We start from the raw sequence: 25,420 nt of genomic DNA, 5'->3' as shown, positions 1-25,420 counted from the left end.
CGGGAACCGGTGGGTGGACGGGCACCCAACAGACGGGGAAAACGCCAAGGGCCCTGTGGTAAACCGGGGTGCAGCGGTGTGCTGCCCGGCCTACCGAAGGGCCCAAGATCACGCGGGGACAATATCCTCCATGAGGAAGCGCTGAAGCTACTGGCCCATCTCGTCCTTGGGGATCTGCAGTTCGTTGCGGTTCAGTTCCTCGATGTTCACGTCCTTGAAGGTCAGCACCTTCACTGACTTCACGAACCGGCCCTGGCGGTAGATGTCCCACACCCACGCGTCGGTCAGGCTCAGTTCGAAGTAGACCTCCCCGGCGTTGCTCAGGGTTTTGAGTTCAACCTGGTTGGCCAGGTAGAAGCGGCGCTCCGTTTCGACGACGTAGTTGAAGAGCGAGACCACGTCCTTGTATTCGCGGTAGAGCCGCAGTTCCAGGTCTGATTCGTAGTTTTCCAGATCTTCGCTCGCCATTAGTCTTTCCCACTTCCCATGGCTTCACTCTTGGTCTTTTTCGTTTCGGAAGTCAAGCGCCAGCTCATCCGGTGCAGGGCACATGGACCGTGCTCGGTGATCGCCGCCCGGTGGCTGGCGGTGGCGTACCCCTTGTTGACCTCCCACCCGTAGTGCGGGTGGGTTTGCGCGGCGGCGGTCATGATGCCGTCGCGTTCCACCTTGGCCAGGATGGAGGCCGCGGCGATCGCCTGGCAGGTCATGTCCCCCTTGATCAGGGTGCGCACCGGGATTTGCAGGCCGGAGGGCTCGGTGTCGGCCTTCAGCAGGTCAAACAGGTCGGCTTCCTTGGCCGAAAGCCAGTCGTAGCTGCCGTCCACCAGGGCCGCCTGGGCCTGGATGGCGCATTGGGCGGCGGCGCGGGTGCCGGCCAGCCGCAACGCGGCGGTGATCCCCAGCCGGTCGATTTCGGCCGGGGTGGCGTGCCCCACCCCGTGCCCCACGGCCCAGGAGCGGATGGCCTCGACCATGGATTCGCGCACCTGGGGTTCGAGCATTTTCGAGTCCCGCAGTTCCGGGTATTCGGTGACCGATTCGATGTCGATGACCACCATTCCGACGCTGACCGGTCCTGCCAGGGAGCCGCGGCCGACCTCGTCCACGGCGCCAACGTACCGGTAGCTGCCGCTTGCGGCCAGGGCCCGTTCATGCTCCAGGGTGGTGGGACTGCCTTTAGTTTTCCGTGGCACGAATTCGCCAGCTTCCTCTTTCGTGGTTTTGAGCCGTTAGCGGTCTGTGTCGATCACGATAGCGCACTTTCCGGTTCGCTGCCGTCACCCCACCGGACCCATCGGGTGACGACGGTGCGATCGGCGCCGGTCGCACCAGGGCACAGCCTGAAATTAAAACGCCTTTGCAACGCGACGGCGCGGGATCGCCGTGCTATGGAGGTAGATCAGCAAACGACTGAGCGCCGGGCTTATCGGGCAGGATCCGGCACGTTGTCAAAGACTTCGCGGTGCGAGTCGACTACGCCCCAGCGATCCATGGGCCAGGAGATGACCTGGGCCTTGCCCTGCACGGTTTCCATGTCCACGAATCCGCCCTCGGTGTCCATGTGGTAACGCGAGTCGGCGCTCGCACCGCGGTGATCACCCAGCACCCAGAGCTTGTTCTCCGGCACGGTCACCGAGAACGGGATGTCGCTGGGGTTATCCCCCGGGTAAATATAAGGTTCGTCGATTTCCACGCCGTTAACCTTGATCCGCCCGTCGGCTGAGCAACACTCGACGGTGTCGCCGGGCATGCCAATGATTCGCTTGACCAGGTACTGTTCGCCCTGGTCCGGCAACAGGCCGATGAAGCTCAGCGCCTTGTCGAAACCGGACTGCTCGGTCTGGACCGGCGGCAGCCAGGCGTCATCGTCGCGAAACACCACCACGTCCCCGCGGTTCAGGTCGAAGGGGCCGGGAACCATCAGGTTCGCAAAAATCCGGTCGTCAATCTGCAGCGTGTTCTCCATCGACCCGGAAGGGATGAAGTAGGCTCGGAAGAAGAACGTCTTGATGATCAGGGACAGGCCGATGGCAATCACCAGGATGACCACGATCTCGCGCACCATGCGCCAGAGCTTCAACAGAAATCCTGCATCATTCGAGTTGGCTTCACCGGGTTCGGCGCTCACGTGTCCCCTTAGGTACGGCTTAATCTGCGTGCATTTCACAATATCGCATCGCAGGTGCTGCCGACCGCTGCGCCACGTGGCAACGAAGCTCCCCAGATCATTCCACCGCTGGTTCCGATGAAGGCGCGAGAATCTCGCTATTGAGCCACCAAGGAGAGAATCCTAAAAACGTCGGCACCGGATTCCGCTGAGGCGCGGAATCCGGCGGCAGCGATCCCCCATAAATCTCTGCCTAACACCCCGTCTCCAGCGCTGCGTTCCAGGAACTGACATGCAGCACAGAAGGCCGGGCGTGAGTCCGACCTCTCCAGAGTCCTCCTGCTTGCCAATCCTGGCTAGTACCTGCAATGAAGGATTGGGGAGAACCCCAACACCCCAAAGGGAGCGAGTGCGCATGCGCTTGTTTTCCATCGGTGCTTCACGACAAGGGCTGCGTCGCAGGCCGAAAGATGCATTCGTCTATACTTGTTGACTAAAGGCGCGTGTGGTGGCTGGGGAGCCAACCGAGCAAGAGACAGTACGACCTTGGAAATCTTGGGGGCAATCTGGTGAAACCAGAGGCAACGACGACCAGCTGCGTGCACGGGACGAACTCGTCGCCGCGTTTGGGGTGGGATCAGGAGGCGCAGCATGCGTAGCCGCCGAAATCTGCTGAACACTCTCCTATCCAAGGCCACCGGCTCCCGTGAAGTGGCACTGGTGGTATCCGGCGCCTCCGGAGCCGGCAAGAGTTGGCTGCTGCGTCAGCTGCAGCACGAGTTGGGGGCTCACCCGCACGTGCTGCTGCGGATCAGCCCCATGGAAACAAACTGGCCGTTGTCCTCACTGATCAAGCTGCTCTCCGAGCTGGACCTGGCCGAACCCCTGGCCCTGGACCATTTCCTGCCTCAATCGCCGGGGCAGGGTGTGGATTCCTACGCGGTCGCCCGGCACCTGCACGCCAAGCTTCCCGCCCTGGTCACCCCCGGCACGGTAATCCTGCTCGATGATGTGGATCTGATGGACGAAGCCAGTCTAGAAGCGCTGGGATTCATGAGCACCTGGCTGCAACGCAACCGGGCGAAGTTTATTGTCACCGTGGCCTCAGGACCCATCCCCGAGCCCCTGGCCGGATGGGAGATCCTGAAATTGCGCGGGCTTACCGAGGCCGAATCGCTGGCCCTGGCCCGCGAAACCGCCGGGGTGGATGCCGACCCGTCCGTGCTTCATTTCACCACCACCACAAGCCGGGGCATGCCCGGGTCCATCATTGAACAACTGGAGAGGTTGCAGCGGCAGGCTCAGGCCGGTGAGTTGCCGCTGACCCTTCCCCTGCCGGTGGGCACCGAGCGCACCGGCAAACTTTCCAAGGTGGTTGCGCGGCTGGAAGAAGAACACCAGCAGGTGCTGACGCTGCTTGCCGCCGCCCCAGTCACCGAACGTTCTGCGGTCCTGGCACTGAAGCCCGGGGCCGTCAGTTGCATTGATGAGCTGGAGCAGCGCGGATTCCTGATGGGCGCGGACGGTCACGTGCAGATCTCGGACCCCGCCCTGCGGTCAACACTGTACTGGGGACTGAACTTGACCGAACGCCAGTCACTGCACCGGCACCTGCAGGAGCACGGTGAGGACCCCACCTTGAAGCTCTACCACCGCACGTATGTGGATCAGCTCGGGGTAACCGCCAGTGAGCTCGTTGCAGCGGCCGGACAACTGGTGGAACAAGGACAAGTTGCCGCCGCCATCGAGGTGGCCGAGCGGGGGCTGCTGTTGCCGGTTACCGGTACACACCTGCCCCAGGCACTGCACCACCTGGCCGAAATTCTCTGCGAACACCTGCAGCTGGAAGCCGCCCGCAGGTATGTGCGCTTCGGCCGCCGCTTGCCCCTGGACCCGGCAGCGTCACTGGCCTTGGCAACCTTGGACGTCCAGCTGTCCACTCTGAAGGGCCGCGTCACGGCCAAGAACCAGCACGCGGCGCCCATCAGCGAACTGGAGAACGTTGAACCGCAAGGCTGCGTTCGCCTGCTTGGCGCACTGGCCGCTGAATACGCCCTGCGGGAGGATCATCAGCAAACCGAAAGCCTCACCGCCCAGGCCACCGAGCTGGTCTCACGCTTCCCCGAAGCCAAGGGCCCTGAGTACGAAGCGGCGCAGTTGTTGTGCGCTGCCCTAAACCACGACCGGCAGCAGCTGATGGACCGGTTTCACCAGTTGCCGGTGGTCCCGAAGGAGCCGGGCGATGGGATTCTCATGCTGGCCCTCGGGGTTGGGCTGAGTACCACGGACTGCTTCCTGGAAGCCCGGGAGGTCTTTTCGCGGCTGGCTGCCGCCCTGGAAGGCGCCAGCCCGCTCATGGAACGCTTGCTGCTGCTCCTGAACGCGGCCAACGCGATCCTAAATCAGAACTATCCCCGGGCCATGCAACTGGTTGAACGCTGGATCGCAGCCGATGGCCCGGCCTTGCTCAGCCCTATCCCCCAGCTAATCCAGGCCTGGTATTGGATGAACAAGAACCGCGCGGACATGGCCGAGTGGTACTTCCAGTCACTGGAACCACGGATCCTGGGCGAGAGTTCTCCGATGCTGCTCTCCCGGATCGCGATGATGGCCGGTGACCGGGGATTAATGACCGGGGACTATCCGGCAGCGGTGGAAGCCTATCGGCGAACGCTGCGGCTGCATCAGGGCCCGGGGAATCTGCGCTATGTCAGGGCCACCTGCGCACTGATTGAGGCCCTGGCGATGCTGGGGCGCACCGAAGAAGCCGTAGATGAGTATCGCTCACGGCAAGAGATCATGGCCGCCGTTCCTGGGCGGCGTCCGAAGCTGGCAATGCGCTGCGCCCAGTCGCTGGCCATGCAGGGCACGGCCTCCCTGACTCGGTTCCAGCAATTGCTCGATGACTGGACGGGCTCGGATAACACGTTTGAGTTGGCGCGCCTGCGCCATTGCTTTGGTCAGCGGCTCCGCTCGATGGGCCGCAACGAGGCGGCAAGGGAGCATCTACAGGCAGCACGGGCCCTGTACCGCAGTCTTGGTGCTCGGGGGTGGATGGCGAACCTGGAGGACCTGGAAGCTCCAGTGGCAGCCACTTCCCGCAACACTCCCCTGAGCCTGAGCCGTGAAGAGATTGCCGTAGTTCGGATGATCCATGACGGGTTGACCAACAAGGCCATCGCCAAGGAACTGTTCATCTCGGTCAGCGCCGTCGAGGCCCGACTCACCAAGCTGTACCGACGTACGGGAACTCGCAACCGGCAGCAGTTGGCCGCCCGGTACGCGAGCGTTGCAGCGCCGCGGGCATAGCTCCACGGTCAGCGGTGTAGGTTTTCGCCACTACCCCGCTGCCGGACTCGCGATCCCCGAGCTTGGGGTAAACGTCAGCTGGACATCCCCTGCTGGCTGATCCTGCTCCAGCATTTGCCTCACCTGGTCCAGGTGCTTGGAATCCACACGGAGAATCAGCCCACCGTCCTTGGCACTGATCGAGTACCCATGGATGGCGTTGGCGATTTCCGGCTCCTGCTTGGATTGCCAGCTCATGATCTCACCAATCGCATCCCGTAGTTGCTGCGAGCTGAAGTCGACCACTTCTGCGACAGCCCCGGCCTCTTCAATCTCCTGCGCCTTGGACTGATCACTAGTGGCGACGTGCAGCTCGTCGTTTTCGATCCAGCCTTGCACGTACGCGGCACCCAATGAAGATGAGAGTCGGTCGTTGAGGTTCAACAGCTGTTCATGATCCACGGCGTTCTCCGGTGTTTGCTGTTCTTCGGACGCGGAATCGCTTGGCGTGCTCGGCGCACCACCGCCGCTGGCGCAGGCAGAAAGCGCGAAAGTGAGCACCGCTGCGGTGCCAGCCGCCTTGAGCCTTTGAAGTTTATTCATCCAGGTCTCTCACTTCTTTCTACCGAGGCCAAGGGACCCGGTCTTCTGTCTTTGAGCCTAGTGAATGACGCGTATAGCAAGCCAATAGATTGGTGAGTGTTAAATGGGAGGTGCCCCGGTTGAGCAACCGGAGCACCTCTCAATCGTTACTGTCGTCAGGCGTCCTGAATCACTTCCGGAAACTAGACGTGGCGACGCTTGGATCGACGCAGCAGCAACAAAAGGGCGCCAGTCAGGCCAAGACCGCCTGCGATGGCCAGCACAGGCATGGAAGTCGAGCCGGTGTCTGCCAGCGGATCTTTCTCCGGTTGCTCGGTTTGCTTCGGGGACTCGGACTTGGTGGGCTCCTCCGATGAGTCCTTGGTCGGTGACCGCGACGGGGAAGGACTCTGGGTGGCCTCATCCGACTCGGATGGGCCCTCGGTGGGTTCTTCCGTAGGCGTGGGCTGCTCGCTTGGTTCCGGAGCCACCAGCGTGTAATTGCCAGGCGTCAGCTCGGATTCGTTGAACTTGCCGCTCTTGGCCCGCAGTTCGAAAGCGAAATTTCCTTCAGTCTGCGGGGCCTTGAAGGAGAACGAACCGCGGGTGACCTTGACGGTGTCGATGACTTCACCGTCCACCAAAACCTCAACGTTGGCGTTGGGTCCAGGTTTGGCCACGGTACCGGAGATCGTGGAGCCGGGTTCGATCTCGCTGCCATTGCGCGGTGAAGTGACCTTCGGCGCGTTTACGAACAGTTTGATCTCGTAGTTCTTCACCGGGGTCTTCGCCGAGGCATCTGCCAAAGAGGTGTACATCGCGAGGTCGTCGTCGGTGAACTCCTTGCCGTCCTCGCCAGCTTGGTTGGCGCTGTTGATGCCCACCGCCCGGGTGCCGACAACGACGGCGCCGCCGGAGTCTCCTTGGTTTACCACGGAGAAATTCGGGTTTTCCGCGATGTACCCCGTGACCGGTCGAGCCCTTGCATCCTTGTCCTCGATCCCGCCGACAAGGAAGATTCCTTCTTCGATAATGCGGGAACATGACCAGCCAGTGGTCCGTCCGACGCTGCACGCCTTGGCGCCTATGGAGGCAGCTCCCGAATCAGTGATTGCCAGTGTTTCGTCGCGTTCATCTTTGCCAGCCGGCCACTTTGAGACGGCAGGGTGAAGCCTAAGTTCTGGATTGATGTCCTCGATGACTGCAATATCGGTGCCTTGCTCCCATTTTTCAGCCACTGGGTCTATCCGGTCGACACCCTGATTATTTGGCAGACCGAATTGGTTGAAACCAAATGTTCCGAGCAAAGCGCCAAGATCCTCGATTTGCCCTGGAGCGGAATGTTCCACCACGGCGGTTAACTGCAGAGCTCCGTCTGAGGAGCAGTGACCGGCGGTAATAATGGCGTCCTCGCCGTTCTTGTCCCAAGCGTTGAAACCCATTGAGCACACACCGGGCTTGGGCCCCCCGTCAGCGAAGGCCAGGTATCCCATGCCCCCATAAATGTCCTCGGTCGCGGCTGGCATTGCATGTGGCTGGTCTCCACCGTAAACCAACTCGACATTCGGTACGGCCTTGTCGAAACCTTCCAGGGTGGTGCCTGATTCTGCGGTCGCCAAAGATCGCGCCCCACGCCGCTGCTCGGTCTTGGCCGGTTCCGCCGCACGAATACGAATCATTCCTTCTGCGGTCTTGGTCACAGAAGTCAGCCGCTTAAATTGCGAGGGATCCAGGTTCTGCTTCAGCGCAGCGAAGGTCTCCATCGGGTCGGAGGGAATACCGGACTTGAGGACGACACTCTTCTCGCCCGAGTTTTCGTGCTTTTCCTTGTCCTCTGCTTGTCCGGTAGCAGTGACGGACCGACCGGGCTTGTTGGTCCGTTTTGGACCGCTTGGCGTCCTCGATGCTCCCGCGGCCTTGTCGTCATTGTCAGACTCGTCTGATCCGTTAGACTTCGGCGCCGTGGACTTCGGGCTTTGCGCTGTGGCTTCCGCAACCGCCTCAATGTCCTTGAACTTCTGGGTCTTAGCGATCACTCCGTTCGCGGCTTCCAGATGCACATCAGCTACTTGGACGACCACTACGCCTTCTTCGATGAGCACGGTGGCGTCGATTTTCGCCATGCTTAAGGCCTTCTTCAGCTCGCCAGCCAGAACATTGGCTTCGGATTCTGCCACATACTGCTCCGGCGTCATCTTCAGATCGCGCTCAATGGCCTTGCTCAGGCCGGACGTATCGACTGCGGCCTCAGAAGCAGATGAGGAGGCGGGGGTGTCGTTTGGTGCTTCTGTTGCGGAAGCAGGAAAGGCCAGCACGCTGCCGCCTACCACCAGGGCGGTGGAGGCAACCGCGACGGCACCACGCTGCACGATCTTACGGTGAGGACTTGGCATAGAGGGTTCTCCCAGTTGGCGTGAAACCTGGCGGATCTAACTCAGCTGTTAATCACACGCAAGGCACAGATGTGTTACCAAATTGAAACCCTATCCGCAGGAGATAATCAGTTTCAAGGCAAGAATCTTGCCATCGCTCCGCAATCGGTCGCGCCTCTTCCCTAGTCACCGGCTGGTCACCGGCCATAGACGAGTTTCCTGGGCCACCGACCCGTGCAGTTAGAGATCGACCAACTGTTATTTGCCCGAGGTCAGAGCAGTGTGACACATGACATTCATGAGTTCTTTCGCCGGTGGGCAATGCCGATGCGCGCGTGGCGCACGTTCGGACAGCGGGAAAGGGAGAATCGGAACCGCCCGCGCAAGCGTCTTAAAAATCTTTTTCACGGCCACGTCATATAAGGACCTGATCAGCCATGACATCTAAATGTGCAGCCCGCGTGCGGCTGCTTTCCCGCGGCGAGGAACTTGCTGTGGTGGTCCTACCGCAAGGTCGGTGCGCTACTCGACGGGGTGGCGCTTCTCCAGCGGCCAGATCACTTCCGTGACTTCGCCCAGCACCCGGTCCACTGGGATCATGCCCCCGCCGCTGGCGCCGAGCAGGGAGCGGGAGTCCTCGGACTTCTCGCGGTGGTCCCCCATCACCCAGATCCGCCCTGCGGGCACCTGGACGCTGAACTTCTGTTCGCTGGGCGCATTGCCGCGCATGACGTACTCTTCTTCGATGGGTTGGCCATTAACCATCAGCCGTCCGTCGGGGCTGCAGCATTCGACGGTGTCTCCGCCCACGCCGATGACTCTTTTGACGTAACTGGAGTTGGAGCCGCTCCAGTGCAGGGTGCGGGAAATGGTGTCGGCGAAGGAGGCGCGCTGGTAGGGCAGGAAGGAGCCGCGGCCGTCAAAGACCACGATGTCCCCCCTTTCTGGTCCCTGCCCACCGAAAGCGCGCAGGTCCACCAGAATGGATTCACCGGGGTTCAGCGTGGGCTGCATGGAGACCGACTTGATGTGGTAGATATCCAGCAGCGTGGCCCTGATGGTGATGGTGGCCAGGAATCCCAAGATGATGGCGGCAATGACAAAGCGCCAGACCCAAGACCAGGTCCGGCGCTTTGTGACTGCTCGCTCGGCGCGCGCAATCCGATTCATGGAAGAATGCGGACTACTTCTTGGTGCCGAATTCGCGCTTCTCGCGGATGCGAGCTGCCTTACCGTGGCGGTCGCGCATGTAGTACAGCTTGGCACGGCGCACGTCACCGCGGGCCACAACCTCGATCTTGTCGATGATCGGGGAGTGTACCGGGAAGGTACGCTCGATGCCCACGCCGAAGGAAACCTTGCGGACGGTGAAGGTCTCACCGATACCGCGGCCCTGGCGACCAAGGACGTAGCCCTTGAAGACCTGGACACGGGAGTTCTTGCCTTCGATGATGTTCACGTGAACGTTCAGGGTGTCGCCCGGACCGAAATCGGGAACATCGTTGCGCAGTGAAGCTGAATCCAGCTCGTCGAGAATATGCATTGGTGCATCTCCTAGGACAACTGCCGCAGGTCACCTGTCCTTATTGGCAAGGCGCATGTGCGGTGCACATGCCCTTGAAACGTCATAGCCACCGACAAGGCTCTAGCTTGTCGGTGCGGTGGTTCCTCATGTCTGCAACGCCCCCTGCGGCAGGCGGCAAGACAAAACACACCAAGAGTTAATTCTGCCATAACCCTGCGCCCTGGTGCCAACGCACCGTGGGCGGGGCCACGGTGATTTACGACTCCGCGTCCCAGTCCAGCTCGGACTTGCGAATGACCTGCCCATCCTGCACCGCGAACCCGGCATGCCATAGCTGGTCGCGGTCCTTGCGGTTCAGCGTGTTGGCATCCAGTTGGGTGATCAAATCCGGGCGACGGGCTGCGGTACGCTGGATCTGCGCGTCGCGCCGGAAGCGGGCGACCCGGCCGTGGTTGCCGCCCAGCAGCACCTCGGGCACCTCGCGGCCCCGCCAGGAGGCCGGCTTGGTGTAGACGGGGTATTCCAGCAGCACATCCGAGTGGGATTCCTCCACCAGCGACTCCGGGTTGCCGATGACCCCGGGGATCAGCCGGGCGATCGCCTCGACCATCACCAGCACGGCCACCTCTCCCCCGTTTAGGACATAGTCGCCGATGGACACCGGGATGACGTTGAAGTGTTCGTGCGCGTAGTCGATGACGCGCTCGTCAATGCCCTCGTAGCGTCCGCAGGCGAAGACCAGGTGCTCTTCCTCGGCCAGCTCATAGGCCATCTGCTGGTTGAACACGGCTCCGGCCGGGGAGGGGACGATGAGCGTGGGACGTTCGGAGCTGGAGGGGGTCTGCAGCACCGCATCCAGCGCCTCACCCCAGGGCTCGGGCTTCATGACCATGCCCGCTCCCCCGCCGTAGGGGGTGTCATCCACCTTGTGATGGCGGTCGTAGGTGTACTCGCGCAGGTCCTGGACGTTCAGATCCAGCAGTCCCTGGGTGCGGGCCTTGCCGATCAGCGACAGGTCTAGGGCAGCAAGGTATTCCGGGAAGATCGAGATGACATCGATGCGCATGGGCTAATTCTTCCCGCCCTCTTCGCGGTTGACCTCCAGCAGGCCGGCCGGCGGGGTGATGGTCATGGTGCCGGCCTCCAGGTCGATTTCCGGAACGAATTCCTCAACGAACGGCAGGAAGACCTCCTCACCGTCGTTGCCCTTGAAGACCAGCAGGTCCTGGGCGGTGCCGGTGCGCATCTCGGTGATGACCCCGACCTGTTCGCCCTCCAGCATGACCTTCAGGTCCACGAGCTCGTGCTCGTACCACTGGTCCTGGTCATCCTCCTGCTCTTCTTCGGTGTCGAATTCAAGGCGGGCCTGGCGCAGTGTCTCGGCGGCGTTGCGATCCGCGATCTCCTCGAAGCCCAGCAGCAGGATGGCCTTGTTCCACCGGGCGCTGCGGATGGTCAGCCGCTCGACCGGTCCGTTGACCACGTGGAACTGTGCGCCCTGGACGAAGCGCTCCTCCGGGGCGTCGGTGAGGACCTGGACGGTGACTTCGCCGCGGATACCGTGGGGCTTGCCGATACGTGCAACCTGCATGCGCATGACGGGGTGATCATTCTCCTTAGGAAGGCGGTGACTCTAGGGGCGGTTGCGGCGGGCGGGCCGCAACTGCCGGTGGTGCTGTCTGGGCAATAGTCTAGTGCGGCAGCAGCAAAAGATGGTGGGTGATTCAAGGGGTTGGAAAGCGCAAGGGGAGTTCCCGCCTGGTTGGGCGGGAACTCCCCTTGCAGTGAAGTCACCTTGCGCGAGACTTCAAGGTTTCGCGGCTAACGGTTGCGGTCCGTGTCGATCACATCGACCCGGATCGGCTCGTTGGCCAGCGCAGCCATCACGGTGCGCAGCGCCCGTGCGGTGCGGCCCTGACGCCCGATCACGCGACCGAGGTCCTCGGGATGCACGCGCACTTCCAGCAGGTCTCCCCGCCGGGTGGACTTCAGGGCAACCCTGACGTCCTCCGGCTCGTCGACGATGCCGCGCACCAGATGGTCAAGCGCATCTGCGAGCATGGTTACTCAGCCTCGGTGGCTTCAGCGGTTTCAGCCTCGGCCGGCTTGTCAGCCTTCGGGGTGACGGCCTCCGGCAGGATCACCGAACCCTTCTGCGGGGCAACGAACTCGGGCTTCGGCTCGGCAACCTTCAGGGTGCCTTCCTGGCCCTCGATGCCCTTGAACTTCTGCCAGTCACCGGTGATCTTCAGCAGAGCGTGCACCTGCTCGGTCGGTTGCGCGCCAACCGACAGCCAGTACTGGGCACGGTCCGAGTCGATGCGGATCTTCGACGGGTTCTCGGTCGGGTGGTATTCACCGATCTCTTCGATGGCACGGCCATCGCGCTTGGCACGCGAGTCGATGACGATCACACGGTAGTGAGGGGCGCGCATCTTGCCGAAGCGCTTCAAACGAATTTTAACGGCCACTTTTGTGGTCACTCCTGTTTCTCAACATGGTCGAACCAGCGGTTTCTGCGCTTGTGGGGCAAGCCATACTGGGCTGGTTCTAAGGACAGGACCTGACATGGAGAGAGGGGCCACATCAAATCGAGTACCCTGCAATTATGCCAGAGCAGGGCAAGGGAAACCAATTCCGTGATCGTGTTGGCTGCAACACGTTCCAGGGCTCTTTCCCCTCCCCCACGTGCAAGGCTGCCGTCGGTTCGCGGGCGGCAGGGACAACGTAGCCCTAGGCAACACAGTGGGATTCAGCAGCCGTCCTTGTTGATACGGGCTGTTCCCATCTTTTCAACCGGCTGCCGGCGCGCCCCGTTTCAAGGTACCGATACTAGGAAGCCGGGTGTTCGCCTCGGTAGTACGCCTTTCCGGCGCTCAGCTTTGAGTGGGCGAAGAGTTGGTCCACCCGTACCGGGGTGTAGCCCTTGTCCTTGAGCTCTCGGATCAGCCCTGGGACCGCGGCCACCGTGCTGGCATGGATGTCGTGCATCAAGATAATTGACCCGGGACGCACTTCATCCATGGCGGTGGAGATGGTCTTGTTGGTGTTGCGGTGCTTCCAGTCCAGGGTGTCCACATCCCACAGGATCAGCGGGGAGGTCACGATCCGGTCCACGTCCTTGTTGTGGGCGCCATAGGGTGGGCGCACCAGTGTTGAGCTGTACCCGGTGGCCGAGCTGATGGCCTCGTCGGTGCGCAGCAGTTCCTTGGCCACTTCCGAGGAGGCCAGGGCGGGCAGGGAACGGTGGGAGAAGGTGTGGTTGCCGATCTGGTGCCCCTCGGCCTGCATGCGCCGCAGCAGTTGCGGGCGCGCCTGGGCGTTGGGTCCCACCACGAAGAAGGTGGCCGGGACCCCTTCCTTCTTCAGCGAATCGAGCAGGTACCCGGTGCTGGCACCGGGGCCGTCATCAAAGGTCAGCGCCACGCACTTGGCTTCCCTGCAGTCCACCTGGCTGACCTCGGGCACCTGGGCCGGAGTGTTCTGCTGTTGTTCTTCCTCGGGCGTCGCCGAGCCGCTCTCCGATGTCCCGGGAACCGGTTCCGGGGTTGGCGCCGCATCATGCTCGACCACCGAACCCTGTGCGGCGCGGCCCAGATCCGAGAGCAGCCCGTCGATGCGCCCGGCATCCAGCTGCAGCACAATGGTGCCCTCGGACCCCGGGGCGATCAGATATTCGTCCACCTGGACCTGCAGGTCCCCGCTGGTGGTGAACTGCACGTCATCGGTGGCCTCCTCGGGAAGATCCGTAACGGATTCCAGATCGATGCCGGCCTTGCTGTTGGCCTGCTCGGCGAGCATCTGCCGCACGTGGTCCCAGGCTTCGGACGAGGAGAACAGTTCCCCGGTGGGAATTTCGCGGTCCTGCTGAACATCAAACCATTGGGTGCGGTAGCTGTTGGCGCCAGAGGCCCCGGCGAATTCATAGATCTGTTGCGAGACCCCGAGCACGCTCTGGTCAGCCGAGGCAGCCTGGGAGTTGATGTTCAGTTCCGGCTTGGCGGTTACGTCCTCATCCAGGGCGTCCTGGTGATCAGCCAGGAAAGCGTCAATGCTCGCGGTGACCGATTCCCGGGTGGCCCGGCTGATCTGCGGGTGATCCTTCAGCTCCAGGTGCGCGGCGTACATGTGCAGCCGCTCATTGCTGGTGGTGACCCGGTTCAGCCCGGTGAGCTGGGTGTTGCCTCCCTCGGCTTCACTGCTGGCGGTGGTGTCCGGCAGCTGCTGCAGCGAATTGACGTCATCCGGGGCGGAAGGCTGGCTGACAGCACACCCGCTGAGGGCCAAAAGTCCGGTGAGGGTCATTGCAGCGGCACGCAGCACACGGCCATGGTTCGAGGTCATGAGTTCCAGTTTCCAAGTTTTAGCACCGTGACACCTAACCGATTCGGGGTGTGGCAACCAATCGTTAAACAGTCGTTATCTGCGGCGCAGCTTGGCATGCTCCACCTCACGCACGGTTGTGCTCGACCTCACGCGGAAGGCTCGACAAAGCCGGCGGAGCTTCGCTTGATGGCACCGCGCTTCGACACGTGGGTCTTGTCGTAGACTTTCAAAAACCTTGGGCTGAAGATCGGGAGTTGGACGTGGAGCACAGCGACAAGATTGCCATCATCGCCGGGGCGCGCACCGCCGTGGGAAAGTTCAATGGACTCTACCGGGATCTGGCCACGGCGGAGCTCGGCGCGGCTGCGGTCTCCGGGGCGCTGCAGCGCAGCGGGGTTCCCGCCGATGCCGTGAACGAGGTCATCATGGGGTGCATTGGCCAGGTGGGCCCGGAGTCCTACAACGCCCGCCGCGTGGCCCTGGGTGCCGGGCTGCCGCAGCGGACAACGGCATTCAACGTCAACCGGTTGTGCGGCAGTGGCCTGCAGGCGGTGTTCAGCGCCGCACAGTCACTGGCCTTCGGCACCACCGAGGTGGTGATCGCCGGCGGCAACGAGTCCATGACCAACATGCCATATCTGGATTACTCCGCCTCCCACGGCAGGACGTTGGGACACCGCAAGCTGTTGGATGGCACCCTGGCCATGCTCACCGACCCTTTCAGCAACAAGCACATGGGCACCACCGCCGAGAATGTCGCCCGCAAGTACGGAATCACGCGTGAAGACCAGGACGAGTTTGCGCTGCGGTCCCAGCAGCTGGCCACCGGCCGGGAGGCTCGGGCGGCGTTTGCCGAGGAAATCGTTGACGCCTCCCTGGTGGGAAGTAAAGCCCAGGACGTGGATGAGCATCCGCGCCCCGGGGTGAGCCTGGAGTCACTGGCCGGCCTCAAGCCGGTCTTTGACCCACAGGGCTCGGTGACGGCCGGAAACTCCTCGGGCCTCAATGACGGGGCTGCGGCCCTGGTACTGGCCAAGCAGTCCTATGTGCGCGCCCACGGCCTGCCGTCGCTGGCGACCCTGGAACACGTCACCGTCACGGCCATGGATCCGGCGTACATGGGTTATGCGCCGACCTTTGCCCTGCGCAAGTTGTTTGAGGAGACGGGCCTGTCACCGCAGGACATTGATGTCATTGAACTGAATGAAGCGTTTGCCTCACAAGCCCTGGCGGTGATTCGGGATGCGAATCTTCCGGCGGATAGGGTCAACCCCTATGGCGGAGCGATAGCGCTGGGCCATCCCGTGGGAGCTACCGGCGCGATCCTCACGCTACGGGCGGCCATGGAACTGGTTCGCAAGGAAGGCCAATATGCCGTGGTGACGTTGTGCATCGGTGGCGGGCAGGCCATTGCCGCCCTGCTGAAGCGCGCCTAGGAGAAGCCGGGAGTAACCGGGCGCACGGCTTCAAGGACCGAACCCCGATCTGGCAAGGGCAGCCATCTCTTCCCCTTATCCTTGTTCCATGACCGTTACCTCTGCCCTGCTTTCCTTTGCCGTGGTGGCCGCGCTGATCACCCTGGTTCCCGGGGTGGACACCGCCTTGATCTTGCGCTCAGCGGTGGCCCGCAGCCGCGCCGAAGCCGCGGTGGCTGCCCTGGGGATTTGCACAGGCGTACTGGCGTGGGGTGTCATTGCCGCGGCCGGTGCCTCGGCGGTGCTCGCGGCCTCACAGCTGGCCTATCAAATCCTGACCTACGCCGGCGCCGCATATCTGGTGTTCCTCGGCGCCCAGATGATCTACCGCAGCCTGCGGCGCAAGAAGGTTGACGCGGTGCAGGTTCCGGTTGCCTCCAGCAAATGGAAGGCCTTCGGGATGGGCGTGACCACGAACCTGCTGAACCGGAAAATTGGCGTGTTCTACATAGCCGTGATTCCCCAGTTCACCCCCAGCGGGGCCAACGCCCTGCTGATGGGCCTGGCGCTGGCGGCGGTCCATGTGCTGCTCACCATGCTCTGGGCAGCCGTGCTCATTCTCGGTGCTTCCCTGGCGGGCAAGTGGCTGCGCACGGAAAAGGGGGTCACCGTCATGGATCGGATCACCGGGACCGTGCTAATCGGATTCGGTGTGCGCGTGGCACTGAACAGGCCCTAGTCAACCCATCACGGGTGGCCCTGTGCATGCCCGCACTACTTCCACAACGACATGCCTTTGTACCCCGGCCAGCAAGCACCATCAAGGGATGGGTTCTCCGTCAATGCTGCCCGGATGTTCACTAGGAAGACGCTGAAGTCCCCTCGTGTAACTGGTTCACTCGTCGTCGCCTGGCATAGCGTCGGAACAAATGGCAGCGGATCAGCTTGATCCGCTGCATTTCCGATTTTGAGCGGCGTATCGCCCGGTAGGTCGACGCCAGGCTCTACGAAAGGCCTTTATGCACATAATGACCCGCACGGGAGCCACACTTGCCTCGATGCTGTTGGCAACGGGACTGCTGGCCGGCTGCTCGCAGGCCACCTCCGATGAACCCGCAAAGCCGAAGGCCTCACAGAGCGCCACGACCGAGCACGAGGTTGATTCCGAGACGGTACAGATCGCCAACGGCCACTTCAGCGTCAAGCTGCCCAAGGGTTGGCAGATGAAGGAAATCACCAACGAGTACTACCAGTACAACCCCGAAGCGGCCGCGAGCATCGAATTCACCAATCCCGATGGCCAGGTCATGGCCACTCTGCGCACCGGGGCGGACCCGTGGGCCAAGGAGGCCATCCCACCCCCAGCGAAGGACAATGTCCTGATTGATGGCGGAACACTGAATGAGGAGAAGGGCGCACACCTGACCTTCGTGGCGGACGCCGCCAGCCCGGACAGTGCGGTCATTGAACTCACCGAGCTCAGCCCAGACCAGCAGGCCGGCTATCCGGCCGTTGCGGTGCCGTTCAACTATCAGGGCGGCAGTGCCACCTTCGAGCGCAAGATCGGGCCCAAGGATGAACTAACCGACGTCGATGCGGATCTAAAGGGTGCCGAACGGATGCGAGCCTATGCCAAGACCGAAGAGTACGCGCAACTTAAGTCCCTGATGATGTCCTTCGAACAGCTTAAGGACATCCAGGAACAGCCCCCGCAGGAACCGACCGAAACCCCAGGCACCTAAGGATTGACGGGCCTGATCTTGCTATCGCGAGATCAGGCCCGTTTGCGTTGCCAGGATCTACGCGACGGCCACGCGCAGCTGGTTGTTCCAGGGATCGTTGAAGCGCAGTTCCGCGCCGGTGTGGTGGTGCTGGATTTTCGCGAAGTCCAGGCGTTCGGCGATTTTGCCGACCTCATCCTGGTTGGGCACGTTGATCAGCACCTCACCCAGTCCAAGGGTGTCGCGGCGCGGCCCGGCACCCCGCGAGTTCCAGACATTCATGGCCATGTGGTGGTGGTAGCCTCCAGCCGAGACGAACAGGGCCTGGTCCCCCAGCGCAGTGGTTTCATCAAACCCGAGCGTTGAGACGTAGAACTGTCGGGCGGTGGAGACATCACCGACTTGCAGGTGTACGTGCCCCACTCCGGCGGTGGCTACCGCCTGCCGCTCGACCGCCGCCTGCCCCAGGTACGCCTCCAGGTACTGGTTGGGATCCAGGTAGATGGTATCCATGGCCACCTTGCCCTGCTCCCAGCGCCAGGTATCGCGTGGGCGGTCCCAGTACAGTTCGATCCCGTTGCCCTCAGGGTCGGTGAAGTAGAAGGCCTCGGAGACCAGGTGGTCGCTGGATCCCACGAATCGGGTGTTGTCGAAGCGGGCGGCGGTGTAGACGGTGGCCGCCAGGTCCTCCTGGCTCTCAAAGAGCAGGGCCGTGTGAAAGAGCCCGGCATCTCCCCGGGCTGGCAGATGCAGTCCCGGCGCGTGCCGGAGCTTGACCAGTTCACTGGAACCGCGTCCCAGCGTGAGCCCGTCATGGTCTTCTGCCAGCACCGTCAACCCCAGGGCCTTCTGGTAGTAATCGCTCATCAGCCGCATATCCCCGACCTTGAGTTGCACGGCATTCATGCTCAACTCATCGGATAGTTTCTCTTCGCGCACGCTCATCGCGGCCACCTTCCCGGCACAGATCATTGGTCCTCGTGGGCTCAAGCCTACCGGAATTTACTTGAAGCTTCAATGAATAACTGGAATCGGCTGCTACCTCACACCACATCGTGTCCGGCCTAACTCGGGGAACGAAGGTTTTGGCGTTTTCAATGAAAAACCCTTTAATGATGGAGGAGTTATTCTCCCCAATCACTTGCACTTTCTGAGAAAACGAGAAACATTTTGTTGAGCACAAAATCAAAGTGGGTCGCGGGCCTTGTTGCCGGAACACTGGTTACCTCCGGCGTCGTATACGCCGCGACCGCCGACAGTGACACACAGGGCACTGTAATCCGGGTTATCGACGGAGATACCGTGGATATGAAGATTGCCGGCGCCGAACAGCGGGTTCGGCTCCTCAACGTGGATACGCCCGAAACCGTAGACCCCAATAAGGGTGTGGAGTGCCTCGGCTCCGAGGCCAGCGATCACCTCAAATCGATCCTTTCCCCAGGCGACAAGGTCGACCTCGAATACGATGTCGAGAGAACCGACCGCTATGGCAGAACCCTGGCCGGCGTGTTCAAGGATGGGCACTTGGTCAACGCAGAGATTGCAGCACTCGGCCTGGGAATCGCTGTGAAGTTCGAGCCGAACATCAAGTTTTACGATGAGGTGTTGGCTGCGCAAAACAAAGCCTCCGAAAACTCAGTCGGGCTTTTTAGCACGGACATCAAGTGCACCGTACCGGCGCAGGTTGACGAAGTTGCCTCGGCCTTGGAAGAGGTTCCGGAAGAGCTCAGCGACTCCATAGAAGAATCCGGCTCACAGGCCGCCGAGGCCGCGGCCGCAGTGGCAATGGGACTCGGACTGAAAAAGACCCTTGACGGCATCACCCCGGACCGCAGTCCTGTCACGCACGCCCTTCTTGCCTCAAGTTTTGCCGGTTTGCGTTCACAGCTCTCGGACTCCATCTCGACCGCCGAGGATCTGGAAAAGGCTCACCGCGCTCAAGAATCGAAGCTGAAGCAGGAAGAAAAGGAGCGCAAGGAAGCCGAGCGAAAGCAAAAAGAGGAGAAGCTGAAGGCAGAGAAGGCAAAGCAACGCGCAGCGGAGCTCAAAAAGGCGCAAGAGCAGCAAAAGGCGGCTACCGCCGAGCGGCGCCGGGCCGCGGCGCCGAGCAAGCAAAACAATACGCAACAACAAACGCAGCCACGCAAAAAAGCGCAACGACCGACCGCACCGCGGACGCCTAAGAAGACGTACCCGGCTCCAAGGAAGAAGAGCAGCGGTCCCTCCAACTACACCGGACCGCGGTGCTATGCACCCGGAGGCAGAACCTGGCGCCCGTGCTGAGTAAACCAGCTCAAGCCCTGGCTCAGCCAGAACACACCTAGGCGAAACCGAACACCGGCCTGTCGACGCATCAGCAGAGCTCGTCGACAGGCCGTAGAGTTTTCGCTAGTTACATACGGAAAGCTCTATGCGCTACGCTCCGATGCCCTAAAAGCCGGATTGCGCCCGGCGCAGGTCCCGCAGCGAGCTCGCCGCGTGCTTCAGCTTCCCTCCGGCATAGGGAACCCCGCCGGCCAACCGCCAGCCCAAGGCTATCCAGGACGTGATGGCACGCTCGATCACCCACAACGGCGCAAACGACGCTGTAGACCACGGGAAGGCACCCTGTGTTCCACGCCGCCCCCACCCGGCAAGAACAACAGTGCCGGCCACGAACAGCAACAGCTTGGCTGGTTTCCGGGCCAGACACGCAAGCAGAGGCAGCAATGACAGCTCCACCAGCAGCCGCACCGGCTGCGCCTGGGAGTCATAGGCCTGGCGCACCCGCTGCCCCAGGAAGTGGGCAGTCTGTGGCGGCAGGCGCCGCACCAGCAGGTCATCCGCACGCACTTCGGTGCCTCCGCGCGCCAGCACCGTGCGGATCATCTCCAGGTTCTCGAACAACACATCACCGCGGTAGCCACCCGCCACAAGGCTCCGCCGTACCGCCAGCGTCCCGGGATAATCCGAGCCGAAGGCACGGTTGATGAGGCTTCGGGCGCTATCCCATTTGGCATGCCAGGGCAGCGGGTCAAAGTAGTTCTGCACCCGCACCAGATCGTTCTGCTCCAGCAAATCCAGCGCGCGCCCTAGGTTCTGCCTGGAATAGCGCACATCATCATCGGCGATCACGATCCGTTCATGACGCGCATGGCGAATCCCCGTGAGAACACCGTGCACTTTGCCATTGGGCGGCTTCACTCCTTCCGGCGGAAGATGCCGGGCCAGCGGCCCGAAACGCCGCCGATGCTCTGCAAAGACCGGCGGCGCCGAACCGTCAACGATGGTGATGTCCACCCACTGCGACAATTCTTCAAGGTAGGAGACGAGCTCGTCATCGCCACTGGTGTCCGCCCACTTCAGCGGCAGGATGTATTCGGCCTCCAACCGGGGCAACGGCAGGTTGGCGACCCCAGTTGGCCCGGAACCGGGTGCGGCGCGATGCCTTGCAGATGACATACCTTGGCCTTTCCTGTCAGCGCTGGTCTTGAGCCGAGAATACTGCCACGATATGGCCAACGTCAGCGGCTTGTAGCCGACATTCAGCATCAGAGAAGGAACACCATGAAGCTTCCAACACCTCGTGGACCACTGACCACCGAACTGGCCTCGGTGCTGCGCCAGCCTGCCGGCGCGGATACCGCGATCCTGGCCGACGTGGTCAGCCGTGCGGTGGTCGCCGAGAGTGACCCGCTGTTCGACGAGGACATCCAGCTGGGCCTCTTTATCATCTATGAGCTGTCCTACCGCGGGTTTGACGAGGTGGATGCCGCCTGGGAGTGGGAGCCAAGCCTGTTGGTCCAGCGCCGGAAGCTTGAAGAACGCTTCGAGGCCCGGCTGCGGGAGGCCGCCGGTTCGGCTCCAGAGGTTGAGCCTCGGGCCGAGGCCGTGGCCGAACGTCTCTTTGAACTGGCCGCCGATGATTCGGGGCCTTCGGTGTCCAAGTATGTGCAGCGGCACGCCACCCTGGAGCAGGCCCGCGAGTTCCTGATTCACAAGTCGGTCTACCAGCTCAAGGAGGCCGATCCGCATACCTGGGCGATTCCGCGGCTGGAGGGCCGGGCCAAGGCGGCCATGGTAGAGATCCAGGCCGACGAGTACGGCGGCGGACAGCTGAGCCGCATGCACAGCGAACTGTTCGCACTCACCATGCACGGCACCGGGCTGGAGAACACCTTTGGCGCCTACATTGAGCAGGTACCGGCAATCACTTTGGCCTCGGTGAACATGATGTCGCTCTTTGGAATGCACCGGCGGCTGCGCGGCGCGATCACCGGGCATTTGGCCATTTATGAAATGACGTCCTCGCTGCCCAACGCCGCCTATGCCCGCGGCTTCCGCAGACTGGGCTTCGAGGCGCCGGTCACGGACTATTTCGATGAGCACGTGGAAGCCGACGCGGTTCATGAACAGATCGCCGGGCGTGACCTGGCTGGCGGGCTGGTGGAAGATCAGCCAGACCTGGCACCGGATGTCTTCTTTGGCGCCCAGGCGGCCGCCGCGGTGGACGCGATGGTGGGACGCTGGCAGCTGGACGCCTGGGAGTCGGGCAATTCCTCCTTGCGCGAACCGGCAGGAGTAGCCGCTTGAGCCAGGAGAACAAACAAGAAAACACCCAGATCACGGTGTGCCCACGCGGGCCACTGCTGGTGCGCGGGGACTTCGAGATCCTGGACGCAGACGGAGAGGTCATTGAGCCGCGGCGGGGCACCGTGGCCCTCTGCCGCTGCGGCGGCTCGGCCATCAAGCCCTTCTGCGACGGAACCCACAAGCTGAACCGCTTCGAGCAGCGCTAGCCAAACCCCCACCTCACGGTGACACCCTTTCAAATTGTTGGACATCAAAGTATATTGTCCAGTGATGCGGATCACCCTTGATCCGGAAAGCCTCGTGCCTGCAAGCGAAAGGTAAGCGCATTGAACGTCACCGAAGAGTTTCGAGCCGCCCGCGACCACCTGCTCTCCCTGCGAGGGAACTACCAGGAAGCACGGGACACGTTCAGCTGCCCACGGTTCACCCACTTCAATTTCGGTTTTGACTGGTTTGACCAGGTGGCGTCCGGCGAGCGCGGTGGGAAAGAGGCACTGGTCATCAACGAGATGGACGGCACCTCAACCCGGCGCACCTGGAAGGAGCTCTCCCAGCGTTCCACCCAGCTGGCCCGCTGGCTTTCGGATCAGGGGGTGCGCCGCGCTGACCGGATGATTGTCATGCTGACCAACCAGGTCGAGTTGTGGGAGACCATGCTGGCCGGGATCAAGCTAGGCGCGGTGTTGATTCCCTGCACGGTGCAACTGACCCCAGCGGACCTGGCCGACCGGGTCGAACGCGGCGACGCCCGCTGGGTGGTGACCAACCAGGACCAGGTGGAGAAGTTTGCATCGGTTCCCGGCGACTTCACCTTGATCCAGGTGGGTGGCTCTCCCACATCCGGTGTCCTGGATTATGGCGACTCCCTGAACGCTGCGGTGGAGTTCAGCCTGGATGAGCCCACGCGGGCCGATGAAACGCTGCTGCTGTACTTCACCTCGGGGACCACGTCCCGGGCGAAGCTGGTGGAGCACACCCACACCTCGTACCCCGTGGGGCATCTGAGCACGATGTACTGGATTGGCCTGGAGCCAGGGGACGTTCACCTGAACGTGGCCTCCCCCGGCTGGGCCAAGCACGCCTGGTCCAACCTGTTCACCCCGTGGATTGCCGAAGCCACGGTCTTCCTGTACAACTATGACCGCTTCGACGCCAAGGCGCTGATGGAGCAGATGGACGCCGAGCAGGTGTCCAGCTTCTGTGCCCCGCCCACCGTGTGGCGGCTGCTGATCCAGGCGGACCTGGGTCACCTGAAGAATCCTCCGGCAAAGCTGGTCTCGGCCGGTGAACCACTGAACGCGGAAGTCATTGGCCAGGTGGAGCGGGCCTGGGGGCAGGTCATTCGGGACGGGTTCGGGCAGACCGAGAGCACGGTGCAGATTGCCAATCCCCCGGGCGAACGCATCACCATTGGGGCGATGGGCCGTCCCATGCCGGGATACAACGTGGTGTTGGTGGACCCGGCCACCGGTGAGCAGGGGGATCTTGGCGAGATCTGCCTGGAACTAGATCCCCGCCCACTGGGATTGATGAATTCGTACTTCGGGGATGAGGAGAAGACGGCGGACGCGTTCCGTGACGGCTTCTACCACACGGGTGATATTGCCGAACGGGACGAGCACGGGGTGCTGACCTACGTGGGCCGCGCCGATGACGTGTTCAAGTCCAGTGACTACAAGCTGAGCCCCTTCGAACTGGAGTCGGTGCTGATTGAGCATCCGGGGGTGGCCGAGGCCGCGGTCGTGCCTGCCCCGGATGAGCTGCGCTTGAGCGTACCCAAGGCCTATGTCATCCCGGCGCCCGGGCATGACCCGGGTCCGGAGCTGGCAGAAAGCATCCTGGCGTACTGCCGTGAGCACCTGGCTCCGTACAAGCGGATCAAGCGCCTGGAGTTCTCGGATCTGCCCAAGACCATCTCGGGCAAGATCCGGCGGGTGGAGCTGCGCAAGGCCGAAGAGGAACGCCATCGCGGCGAATCGATGAGCGGAGTCGAATACCGCGACTCGGACTTTCCGGCCGTGAAGTCCCAAAGCTCCTAACTCCCCCAGCGGCCGGCACCAGCCCATGCGTAGGCAGGAGTAGTACAAAGAGCAGGCGCTGTCTGGCTGACGAGTTCGCGTCAGTCAGGCAGCGCCTGCTCTTGTCTCCTGTGTGCTCTCCCTTCGGAGGTAGGTGCGGCTCCTACGCCTTGGGGAGCCTCTTCGCCAATACCTGCCGGAACCCTCGGGCGAGGTAGTAGATGGCGTCGGAGTACCAGAAGAACATGATGGTTCGGCGCCATCCTGCACCGGGCTTGGCCTTGCGACGCATCCACCGGTTCAGTTGCGTGCCGGCCGCGAGGATCACCAGTGAGGACCCAATCAACGCCGAAGGGCTCCAGCCGGTCCGGTAAATCAGTCTCTTTACTCCCTTGGCGTCTGAGATCTCCTCCTCAAGGGCCTGGTCGAGACCGGTGAACAGACCTCCCTTGAGGGATTCAAAACCCGTGGGATCCAGTTCATCACGCACCGCATCAATCAGCTCGGACGGCATCCCCAGGTTGCCCACCAGCTGGCGGAGGGATTCCTCGGTGCGCTCGTTGGACAATGCGCGCAGCTCACGAGCGGCCTGTGGCCACAACGACTCCAGGGCGGCCAGCTCCTCCTCGTCAATTCCATATAGCCACTGCGCCAAATCGGCCTGATACTTTGCCGCGGCGCTTTCTGCCGCGACAGTGGGAACAGCCCGCTGCGCAGGACCCATCCAGTATTGCGCGGCCACACTGCCGTTGACATTCACGGCTCCCCTGCGTGCGTGGAATCGCAGTTCGTAGGCCGCATCGTGGCGCAGGATTTCCAGCGCCGGAACCATTTTGCGCCCAAGGATGATCTCCACCGGTTCGCCGCGGCGCAGCGCGAGTAATCCAGAAGCGTCTTGCCTCACTAGCCACGAGCCTGGTTGCCCCATCGCGGACAACGCCAAATCGCTGCGGCGCAGGCTTGGACCGGCAATCGCCTGCAAGGATTCCTCGGTGTCGGTCTCCATCTCCATTTCGTCATCGGCTCCGGCGTCCTCGGGGTGCTCTAGTTCCGTGCCGGCCGCCAAGTCGCCGTCAAGATAGAGCCTGTCGGCACCGCTGGCTTCCATCAGCTTCCCGGCCAGCTGCTCCAGGCCCTGCTGGGAGACCGACAGGTTGCCGGAGGCGCTGGCCGTCATCGGCTGCTCGTCCTCGTTCAGGGCCAGTTCTGCGTGGACGTAGGTACTGGCACCCTCGCGGTCTGCCGCCTCGATATAGCCGACGAGGTCAAACGCACTGAGGGCCTCAAAGACCCGCTGCTGGGCGTCGTCGCGGTAGACGTCATAATTGAAGACGGCTGCGGCGGTATTGAATTCCTGGGTACTCATGGCGGATTCCCTTCCAAGGATCGGGTCTTTGCTTCATCCTATGGGTGGCTCCAATTCGAGCGGGCATCCCAAGGCGGAGATCGGGCAGTATCCGGCACAACGCGGTCGACCCAAAGGATGACTTG

At 62.3% G+C, this 25,420-nt stretch carries 23 protein-coding genes; 8 read left to right on the top strand and 15 right to left on the bottom strand.

From position 1 onward, the window contains the following. Positions 1–147: 147 nt before the first annotated feature. The 3 genes from AC6I21_RS06785 to lepB (AC6I21_RS06775) all read right to left on the bottom strand — a co-directional run bounded on the left by AC6I21_RS06785 (position 148) and on the right by lepB (AC6I21_RS06775) (position 2,131). A complete protein-coding gene (locus AC6I21_RS06785) occupies positions 148–468 on the bottom strand; it encodes a DUF2469 domain-containing protein (RefSeq protein ID WP_360027526.1) in 321 nt (106 codons plus the stop codon). Beyond that, positions 468–1,196, bottom strand: coding sequence for a ribonuclease HII (gene rnhB, locus AC6I21_RS06780; protein ID WP_497763302.1), 729 nt, complete (start codon positions 1,194–1,196; stop codon positions 468–470). The genes AC6I21_RS06785 and rnhB overlap by 1 nt, the downstream gene beginning before the upstream one ends. A 230-nt stretch (positions 1,197–1,426) precedes the next feature. Further along, on the bottom strand, positions 1,427–2,131 hold the full coding sequence (gene lepB / locus AC6I21_RS06775; protein ID WP_246049815.1) for a signal peptidase I: 705 nt from the start codon (positions 2,129–2,131) through the stop codon (positions 1,427–1,429). A gap of 630 nt (positions 2,132–2,761) precedes the next feature. Between lepB (AC6I21_RS06775) and AC6I21_RS06770 the strand changes: the two genes are divergently transcribed. Next, on the top strand, positions 2,762–5,419 hold the full coding sequence (locus tag AC6I21_RS06770) for a helix-turn-helix transcriptional regulator (protein ID WP_497763301.1): 2,658 nt from the start codon (positions 2,762–2,764) through the stop codon (positions 5,417–5,419). 30 nt (positions 5,420–5,449) lie between these two features. On the opposite strand, the gene AC6I21_RS06765 is transcribed toward AC6I21_RS06770, so the two are convergent. The 9 genes from AC6I21_RS06765 to AC6I21_RS06725 all read right to left on the bottom strand — a co-directional run bounded on the left by AC6I21_RS06765 (position 5,450) and on the right by AC6I21_RS06725 (position 14,221). Continuing rightward, a complete protein-coding gene (locus AC6I21_RS06765; RefSeq protein ID WP_497763300.1) occupies positions 5,450–6,001 on the bottom strand; it encodes a hypothetical protein in 552 nt (183 codons plus the stop codon). 182 nt (positions 6,002–6,183) lie between these two features. Then, on the bottom strand, positions 6,184–8,373 hold the full coding sequence (locus tag AC6I21_RS06760; protein ID WP_497763299.1) for a trypsin-like serine protease: 2,190 nt from the start codon (positions 8,371–8,373) through the stop codon (positions 6,184–6,186). A gap of 501 nt (positions 8,374–8,874) precedes the next feature. Next, on the bottom strand, positions 8,875–9,522 hold the full coding sequence (gene lepB, locus AC6I21_RS06755) for a signal peptidase I (protein WP_497763298.1): 648 nt from the start codon (positions 9,520–9,522) through the stop codon (positions 8,875–8,877). Between the two features lie 13 nt (positions 9,523–9,535). Further along, positions 9,536–9,895: a 50S ribosomal protein L19 gene (gene rplS, locus AC6I21_RS06750; RefSeq protein WP_138178428.1), complete on the bottom strand. Its 360-nt coding sequence runs from the start codon at positions 9,893–9,895 to the stop codon at positions 9,536–9,538. Between the two features lie 238 nt (positions 9,896–10,133). After that, positions 10,134–10,943 carry a tRNA (guanosine(37)-N1)-methyltransferase TrmD gene (trmD, locus tag AC6I21_RS06745; RefSeq protein ID WP_497763297.1) on the bottom strand — a complete coding sequence of 270 codons (810 nt, stop codon included), beginning with the start codon at positions 10,941–10,943 and terminating at the stop codon, positions 10,134–10,136. A gap of 3 nt (positions 10,944–10,946) precedes the next feature. Next, positions 10,947–11,474, bottom strand: a complete 528-nt coding sequence (gene rimM, locus AC6I21_RS06740) for a ribosome maturation factor RimM (protein WP_497763296.1) — start codon at positions 11,472–11,474, stop codon at positions 10,947–10,949. 224 nt (positions 11,475–11,698) lie between these two features. Next, positions 11,699–11,938 carry an RNA-binding protein gene (locus AC6I21_RS06735; protein ID WP_054820390.1) on the bottom strand — a complete coding sequence of 80 codons (240 nt, stop codon included), beginning with the start codon at positions 11,936–11,938 and terminating at the stop codon, positions 11,699–11,701. A 2-nt stretch (positions 11,939–11,940) separates the two neighbouring features. After that, on the bottom strand, positions 11,941–12,348 hold the full coding sequence (gene rpsP, locus AC6I21_RS06730) for a 30S ribosomal protein S16 (RefSeq protein WP_138178431.1): 408 nt from the start codon (positions 12,346–12,348) through the stop codon (positions 11,941–11,943). 361 nt (positions 12,349–12,709) lie between these two features. Further along, positions 12,710–14,221, bottom strand: coding sequence for a polysaccharide deacetylase family protein (locus tag AC6I21_RS06725; RefSeq protein WP_497763295.1), 1,512 nt, complete (start codon positions 14,219–14,221; stop codon positions 12,710–12,712). A gap of 242 nt (positions 14,222–14,463) precedes the next feature. Between AC6I21_RS06725 and AC6I21_RS06720 the strand changes: the two genes are divergently transcribed. The 3 genes from AC6I21_RS06720 (at position 14,464) to AC6I21_RS06710 (ending at position 17,360) form a co-directional block, all read left to right on the top strand. Then, positions 14,464–15,639, top strand: a complete 1,176-nt coding sequence (locus tag AC6I21_RS06720; RefSeq protein WP_497763294.1) for a thiolase family protein — start codon at positions 14,464–14,466, stop codon at positions 15,637–15,639. 88 nt (positions 15,640–15,727) lie between these two features. After that, positions 15,728–16,357 (top strand): LysE family translocator, encoded by a 630-nt coding sequence (locus tag AC6I21_RS06715; RefSeq protein ID WP_497763293.1) that lies wholly within the window; start codon positions 15,728–15,730, stop codon positions 16,355–16,357. Between the two features lie 289 nt (positions 16,358–16,646). Further along, the gene (locus AC6I21_RS06710; protein ID WP_497763292.1) at positions 16,647–17,360 is read left to right on the top strand and encodes a hypothetical protein; all 714 of its coding nucleotides are present in this window, start codon (positions 16,647–16,649) and stop codon (positions 17,358–17,360) included. Between the two features lie 57 nt (positions 17,361–17,417). Here AC6I21_RS06710 and AC6I21_RS06705 read toward each other — a convergent pair whose 3' ends face one another. Beyond that, the gene (locus AC6I21_RS06705) at positions 17,418–18,293 is read right to left on the bottom strand and encodes a VOC family protein (protein ID WP_497763405.1); all 876 of its coding nucleotides are present in this window, start codon (positions 18,291–18,293) and stop codon (positions 17,418–17,420) included. A gap of 219 nt (positions 18,294–18,512) precedes the next feature. On the opposite strand from AC6I21_RS06705, the gene AC6I21_RS06700 reads away from it, so the two are divergent. Then, positions 18,513–19,622, top strand: a complete 1,110-nt coding sequence (locus AC6I21_RS06700) for a thermonuclease family protein (RefSeq protein ID WP_497763291.1) — start codon at positions 18,513–18,515, stop codon at positions 19,620–19,622. 147 nt (positions 19,623–19,769) lie between these two features. Here the strand turns inward: AC6I21_RS06700 and AC6I21_RS06695 are convergent, their stop codons facing one another. Further along, on the bottom strand, positions 19,770–20,870 hold the full coding sequence (locus tag AC6I21_RS06695) for a glycosyltransferase family 2 protein (protein WP_497763290.1): 1,101 nt from the start codon (positions 20,868–20,870) through the stop codon (positions 19,770–19,772). Positions 20,871–20,885: 15 nt separating this feature from the next. Between AC6I21_RS06695 and AC6I21_RS06690 the strand changes: the two genes are divergently transcribed. The 3 genes from AC6I21_RS06690 (at position 20,886) to AC6I21_RS06680 (ending at position 23,950) form a co-directional block, all read left to right on the top strand. After that, positions 20,886–21,911, top strand: coding sequence for an iron-containing redox enzyme family protein (locus AC6I21_RS06690; protein WP_396278410.1), 1,026 nt, complete (start codon positions 20,886–20,888; stop codon positions 21,909–21,911). After that, positions 21,908–22,117: a CDGSH iron-sulfur domain-containing protein gene (locus AC6I21_RS06685; RefSeq protein WP_054820397.1), complete on the top strand. Its 210-nt coding sequence runs from the start codon at positions 21,908–21,910 to the stop codon at positions 22,115–22,117. Before AC6I21_RS06690 ends, AC6I21_RS06685 begins: the two co-directional genes overlap by 4 nt. A 120-nt stretch (positions 22,118–22,237) precedes the next feature. Further along, positions 22,238–23,950: an AMP-binding protein gene (locus AC6I21_RS06680; RefSeq protein WP_497763289.1), complete on the top strand. Its 1,713-nt coding sequence runs from the start codon at positions 22,238–22,240 to the stop codon at positions 23,948–23,950. 142 nt (positions 23,951–24,092) lie between these two features. Here AC6I21_RS06680 and AC6I21_RS06675 read toward each other — a convergent pair whose 3' ends face one another. Beyond that, positions 24,093–25,295: a hypothetical protein gene (locus AC6I21_RS06675; RefSeq protein ID WP_497763288.1), complete on the bottom strand. Its 1,203-nt coding sequence runs from the start codon at positions 25,293–25,295 to the stop codon at positions 24,093–24,095. Positions 25,296–25,420 lie beyond the last annotated feature (125 nt).

The organism is Glutamicibacter sp. St.4D3, assembly GCF_059728615.1.
This window is presented reverse-complemented; position numbering and strand designations above follow the sequence as displayed.